This window comes from Komagataeibacter intermedius TF2 (assembly GCF_000964425.1).
GTDB classification, from domain to species: Bacteria; Pseudomonadota; Alphaproteobacteria; order Acetobacterales; family Acetobacteraceae; genus Komagataeibacter; species Komagataeibacter intermedius.
Genome location: NZ_BANF01000108.1, coordinates 20,291 through 27,386 on the forward strand (window position 1 = coordinate 20,291; position 7,096 = coordinate 27,386).

The window sequence follows — 7,096 nt, forward strand, 5'->3', positions numbered from 1 at the left end:
ACGATCATGAACATCAACGCAGTTACCCGCCGGACCGGCCTGTTCCTGACATCGGCCATTTTCCTGGCCGGTTGTACGGTAGGCCCCCGCTACCAGCCCGACCGGATGAAACCCCCGGCCAAGTTTACCGAGGACGACCACGCCGCCACCAAGGAAGAGATCGAGGAAACCAACAAGGAGCTGAAGGAGTGGTGGCACCTCTTCAAGGATCCGGAACTCGACAAGCTGGTGGATAAGGCGATCGCGGGGAACTACAACCTGCAGGTCGCAGGCCAGCGGATCATGGCCGAACGCGCGATCCGCGACGTGCAGGCATCACAGTGGTATCCGCAGGTTGATACGCAGGCATCCGCCGGTAATGTGCGGTATTCGATCAATATCGATAACTGGCCGCTGCGTCCGGGAACGGCTGCCGGATCGGCAAACCAGCCACAGGCCGCCTATCTGGGCTACGGGTTCAGCGCGAGCTGGCAGATTGACGTGTTCGGTCGCATCCGCCGCAGCGTGGAAGCTGAAAATCGCGCGGTCGAGGAATCGATCGAGGACCGTCGTGCCGTGATGGTGATGATGCTGTCCGAACTGGCCGGTGACTACATGATGCTGCGTGACCAGCAGCTGCGGCTGGAAATCGCCAACAACAACATCCATGTGGCGCAGGATGCCTATGACCTGACCAACCGCCTGTACCTGGAGGGCGTGGGTAACACCATGCAGATCGCGCAGGCCAAGGCGGAGCTGGATTCGCAGACGGCGGCACGTGAGCCGCTGAAGACCCATATCTCCCAGATAACGCATGCGATTGACGTGCTGATGGGACAGATGCCCGGCACGTCGGAACTGGAACTGAAGGTGGCCAAACCACTGCCGCCGGTGCCGGAATTCCCGTCCACCCTGCCCTCCATGGTCATTGCCAACCGTCCTGACATCCGCAAGGCCGAACGTACCTATGCCGAAGCTACGGCGCGCATTGGCGTGGCCGTCGCCCAGCTTTATCCGAACTTTACCATTCCGCTGAACTTCAACCCCAATGCATCGGCCCTGTATCAGGTGTTCCAGATGGGGGGCATGAGCTGGCAGTTCCTGATGATGGCGTCCCTGCCGCTGATGCATGGCGGAAAATATACCTCCCAGATCCGCATGGCGCAGGCTGCGGCCGAAGCCAGCCGACTGGCCTATCGTCAGTCCGTCCTGAACGGCTTCAAGGAAGTCGAGGATGCGATGGCCGCATGGCATGATGATGAAGAACACACCGAACTGCTGGCCAAGGCCGCAGAAGACAGCGCATTGGCCAGCGAGCGTGCGCGCAAGTTGTATGCTGCCGGTCTTGTCGGCTTCCTGGAAGTACTGACAACCGAACGCACGACCCTGAACGCGCAGAATGCCGAGGCCATGGCACGGCTGGAACGCCTGCAGGATGCCATCAACCTTTACACGGCACTTGGCGCGGGCTGGCAGGGTATTGCCCTGACCAACACCACCCTGCCTGTCTCGCTGGAAAAACAGAATATTCTGGCACGGGCTTTCCAGCAGTAAAGCTTTCTACCGGCTGGCCCACTATGGCGTGTGGCCAGCAGGGCATGCCCCTGCCCTGCCTCTGTCTGATTTACCCGCGACAGGGGCAGGGAAAAGGGCCTCAAACCCGTTGCCCTCAATTTTAAAATATCACATGTCTTTGCGAAGTAACGCAGAGATACGGGGAAGAACAGACGCATAGATCGTCCCCCGACAAACGCAATGTGATCTGTGGGCATGGCTTTTGCCGTACCCTGCCAGAATGACAGGCTCCCGCCTTTATAAGAGGCAGCAGGCAGTTGCGATCCGTAGAGAGAGGGATACCTATCACTTAATTCAATAAAATCATGTCGGATGATTGTCCTGTGTCACGCATATGCTAAACAGGTCAGCATATGCGAGCTTGGCGGAATGGTAGACGCACGAGACTTAAAATCTTGCGCCCGCAACAGGGCGTGCGGGTTCGAGTCCCGCAGCTCGCACCACGCAACACATTGATTTAATTTTTATTTTCCAAATTTCTGCAATCCGGACCTGGATCTGCTACGTATACTGCTCCACCGAAGCCATCGCATGGGGCTGGGAAAACCTTACCCAAAGACAAATCTGGTTACTATTTTCGTCGTCGCGTTTCTGCTCGTTTCATGGAAAGCAGGACATCTGCAAAATCCGGTCAGGATTGCATAATGACAGCAGGAAAAGCCATGGGGCAGGATGAACAGATCAAGCGCAATCTGGCATGTATGATCAATGATCCTCGCGTTTTTGCCCCTGATCCCGTACCTGTCACTGGCACCATCAGATAGGTTAGCTTCACGTCCTGCAGCTTCATGACTGATCTGGAAATAAAAATGATGTATCAGACTGCGTAAATAACAGTCGATCGCCTTACATAGCACAGAATGAACCGGCAGTATCTTCCAACCGCAACCTGAGTGAACAGGATAGAGCGGATACCGATGATCTTACAAAAACGGTCGATCATGACGGGGCATCGGGAAGCAGGCGCACCATGCGCTTCCGTTGTTTATCAATCCGGTCAGTCGCGTTTCATCTTACGCGCCATTCTGGTCACTTAGCTATTCTGCTGTGGTATTCACCTTTCAATCCTGGATTATGTGCAAAACCAGTAGATTTCCAAAAAAATATCCGGCCAGAAACTACAGTGAATCGTAACAGCCAGAACATTCTTTTGCGCCAAATACCGTATAAATAAGTTAGCACTTCATTGAAAATTTAATAATGTAATCAAGAAAGTCTTTTATCCGTAATTCAGATATTTTATTGCCAGAAGTGTATAATTTTGCGATGCACATCGAAAGATAAAAATCAGTATGGAGAGAAACGTGAGTGGGTTTATCCGGAGGCATGCACTCCAGAAACTGAGTTTTCTGGTCGTATCCATACTCATGTCACTGGTCATCTGCTACCGATATCAAATCATAAACCAGTTCTCTGTCCTGTTTGGAGATGATTATGATACTGTTATAGAAATTTCCATATTACATCATTGGAAAAATGTCTTCTTCAATGGTGAAACGTGGAGTTCTACTCAATACTTCTTCCCATATCTGAAAACCCTTGGCTATAATGATGGATACTTTTTATTTGGTATTTTATACAGTATCAGTCAAATTTTTACAAAAAATCCATTCATTTCCAATGATGTGACCGGCATTTTCCTTCATATTATCGGGTTCTGTCTTTTTTATATCATGTGTCGCACCGTATTCAGGTTTCAATTTATTTCATCAATATTCGGTGCATTTATATTTGTAACATCAAATAATATATGGATAAATTCCGCACATCATATCCAGATATTAATGATATACTTCATACCAGCGCTGATCATTCTTTTCTACATATCACGTGAAAATTATATTTCTGGAAATATAAAACGTTCTTATATTTATTCTTTATGCTGTAGTGCATTATGTGCCGCATGCTTCATGACAGGTTATTACATCCTGTGGTTCTTTATATTTTCCATCTGCATGCTTTTGACAACGATTTTCATGATCGCATGCATACGGGGAAACATAAAACCTGTATTCAGCGATATGATTAAACTATGCCCATATTATTGCGTTCTTCTGTCTTCTTTTGTTATATTCATGGTTCCATTCCTTTATGTTTACCTAAGCAAGGCCCACGAAACCGGCATGCATTCGTGGGAAGAAACCTATGCCTATCTGCCACATCCTTATGATTTACTTCATATAGGACACTGGAACGGAGGGGTCATATTTGCCATTTCCATTCTCAACCAGATTGGACAGTGGGGGCTGGGCAAAGACCTTGTGCTGCGCACACCTTACCATTTCAGTGAACTTCTGGTCGGATTTCCACCTGTTACCCTCGCCCTGGCCTTCTGGGGCGCCTGGGCTGGCACACGATATGGAACCGCACGTTACAGCAGAACGATATGGCTGATATTCTCGGTTACGAATATTATTATTCTGCTGCTCTGTTTCAAACTCGGGCCACTTTCACTGTGGCGACTGGTCTTCCATCTTGTGCCGGGCGCAAAAGGATTGCGGGTCGTCAGTCGGTTTTTCCTGTATGAAACCCTCCCGTTATGTATCGCGCTTTCACTTGCCTGCGATTTTCTGCTGCGACGCAGGCAATATGTGCTGACAACAGTCCTTCTGGTCATTGTCGTCTGTGAACAGGTGAATTTTTCTCCTGTTCTGGGGCTCTCCCTGAACAGGGAGCAGGCGCTTTATGACAGCGTTCCAGAGAAACCCGCCCAATGTCAGACATTCGTGGTAGCAGACACACCGCCAGCTGTCCCAGATAGTGGATATGACCTTTATCATGGCAATAGTTTTGCCATGCTGTATTCTGAACTGGCACATATCCCGACCCCAATGGGATTTTCCACCTTCAATCCCCCGGATTGGGACTTCAGTTCACCTTACAATGGAGTTCCCGGCGTTACGGATATTGCAGTAAGAGCAATTCACTATGCCTCTTCTCACAATTTTTTACCTGGCCTGTGTGAATTATCCATAACAAAAAACACAGCTTCATGGCGAAACCTGTATTCCATACCGTAATGGTTCATGGCGTCGCATAGTACAATATCCAGACCATACACATTGATATATCGCGTGATGGCATTTTTTAATTTATGCCATCACATTTATATACGATGAGTATATCTGGTATATAATTTTTTATTTATCTCTTTAAAATTTAACATGAATTCAATTCATGGTATTTTTTTTATCCATCCGTTCGGCTATATCAGGCCCTTAGTTGATCTTACCATGTTTATTTCAGGATAGCGGACCTTACGCTCTTTTACTGAAGAATTTCCCTGTTAGTTTCTGGATTGCCATGACGGATTTTATTTCAATAAAGAATAAGAATACCATGTCTGTCGTGGTTCTTGTCCCCTGCTATAATGAAGAAACAACCGTATTCCAGGTTGTCTCCGATTTCAGGAAATATCTGCCGGATGCCGTTGTCTATGTATATGACAACAATTCAACCGATAATACCGTCCGCAGGGCACTGGACGCCGGTGCTATCGTGCGCCAGGAGAGCATGCCGGGCAAAGGAAATGTCGTCCGTCGCATGTTTGCGGACATTGACGCTGATTTCTATATCCTGGTGGATGGTGATGCGACTTACGATGCCGCCGCGGCACCGGAAATGCTTGCACTGGCATCCGGCAACGGCCTCGACATGGTCAATGGCGCACGCGTCAGTACCGCCACGACGGCCTACCGGCCCGGACATGTTCTGGGCAACAAGATCTTTACCCTGCTTGTAAGATCCGTATTCGGAAAAAGAATATCGGATATCCTGTCCGGCTACAGGGTATTCTCTCGCCGTTTCGTCAAATCCTTTCCCGCTCTTTCAAGCGGGTTTGAAACCGAGACGGAATTTTCCATTCATGCCCTCGATCTCCGCATGCCGATCGGGGAAATCCGGACACGCTATTTCGAACGGCCGACAGGATCGCAATCCAAGCTGAACACATGGAAAGACGGGTTCAGGATCATGGCCCTGATCTTCAACCTCATAAAGCTTGAACGGCCTTTGGTATTCTTTTCCACTGTCGCTGTGGTCCTGTTATGTCTTTCCCTTATGGCCGGCATGCCGGTCATTATCGGCTGGCTTCATACGGGGCTTGTTCCACGTCTTCCCACTGCGCTCCTGGCGACAGGTTTTATCATCCTGTCGGCACTGTCCTTTACCTGCGGGCTGATTCTGGACGTCGTCTATCTGGCCCGCACGGAAGCAAAACGGCTGGCCTATCTCGCCCAGCCTTCCCCTACGTTATATGATACGGCCCGTTCCCTGACTGCCATGGACCTTGTCGCCAGCAACTGACCAGTACGCGCATATGGGCCGAGGCAGGCGATCCAGACGGGAAACCCGGTTTCGTCCTCCGACGTTTTACCCTTCGCCAGACCCGGGGCGATTACATGCAGGGAGGCCATGCCGTGGGCGGCGTGCCGCCACGCTGCGCAGGCAGACCTAAATACGGTATAAGGATGCGCTTGTCTTTTCTTGCCCAAGGTACGCCGCCTGCATGATGCTTTCACTACGCCTGATCTGGTTTCGCGCCCTGCCCCTGATCACCGTATTCATGACAGATGCCGCCATGCAGGCCCATGCCACCGCCCTGCCTGATGCCGCAATCATGCTGCGGCATGACATACAGCAGGAACTGGGCGCGCAGGCGACCCGCCCACGCCCACGCCAGACCCAGCGCGCCGTGGCGCTGGCGACGGATATACTCGATCATACCGCCGAATGGCCACAGGAGGAGGAAGTCGTCCTGATCGTGGACCGGGCCCCCGCCGTTCAACTGATGTGGATCGTGCTGACGGATCCGGCCGCGCACCGGCTTTTACCACTGGGCATGGTGTCAGTCAGCACGGGCAGGCCGGGCCGGAAAGAACATTTCCGCACGCCCGCTGGCATATTTTTCAATGACGGGCAGATTTACGGTTATCGCGCCCAGGGAACGAAAAACGAGCATGGCATTCGCGGCAACGGCGAAAAAGGCATGCGTGTATGGGATTTCGGCTGGCAGACGACAGAGGACTGGCGCCGCAAGGGGGCCGTGGCGGTCGTGCGCCTGGAAATGCATGCAACCGATCCCACCTTCCTTGAATCGCGACTGGGACAGGCGGATTCCGAAGGGTGCATCCGCATCCCCGCGCGCGTCAACAGCTTCATTGACCGTCATGGCCTGCTGGACCGTCAGCTGGACCTGATCACGCAACAGGATGATCCGCAGAAAGCCCGCGCCGTGCGGGCATTGCTGGGGGCAAACCACATCCCCACCCCGCTGGAAGGTGATCGGGTCATTGTCGTGGACTCGTCCGATCCCAATGCCCTGCTGTCCGATCCGGCAGCGGCGCAAAGGATTCAGGACAGCTTCGCCCAGTTCCTTGCCGCCACCGCATCTCCGCCTGCAGGCAGCACGCCATCTTCAACACCGGCCCCGGCACCCACCACAACCTCCTCCGCAGTGCCACAACCTTCAGCAGCTACACAGGAGCAGCAGGCCAGCTCTGCTCCTGCTCCTGCTCCTGCTCCTGCTCCTGCTCCTGCTCCT

General features: G+C 51.9%; 4 protein-coding genes and 1 tRNA gene. All 5 read left to right on the plus strand.

All coding sequences use genetic code 11. The features are described 5' to 3' along the window. Positions 1-6: 6 nt before the first annotated feature. A complete protein-coding gene (locus B7449_RS13245; protein WP_039733301.1) occupies positions 7-1,533 on the plus strand; it encodes an efflux transporter outer membrane subunit in 1,527 nt (508 codons plus the stop codon). Positions 1,534-1,909: 376 nt separating this feature from the next. Next, a tRNA-Leu gene (locus B7449_RS13250) sits at positions 1,910-1,997 on the plus strand. An 861-nt stretch (positions 1,998-2,858) separates the two neighbouring features. Beyond that, a complete protein-coding gene (locus B7449_RS19830; RefSeq protein ID WP_209426737.1) occupies positions 2,859-4,574 on the plus strand; it encodes a hypothetical protein in 1,716 nt (571 codons plus the stop codon). Positions 4,575-4,893: 319 nt separating this feature from the next. Further along, on the plus strand, positions 4,894-5,859 hold the full coding sequence (locus tag B7449_RS13260; RefSeq protein ID WP_373321526.1) for a glycosyltransferase family 2 protein: 966 nt from the start codon (positions 4,894-4,896) through the stop codon (positions 5,857-5,859). A gap of 202 nt (positions 5,860-6,061) precedes the next feature. Next, positions 6,062-7,096 (plus strand): hypothetical protein (locus tag B7449_RS23540; protein ID WP_048883691.1); only part of this gene is annotated, 1,035 nt, incomplete at its 3' end.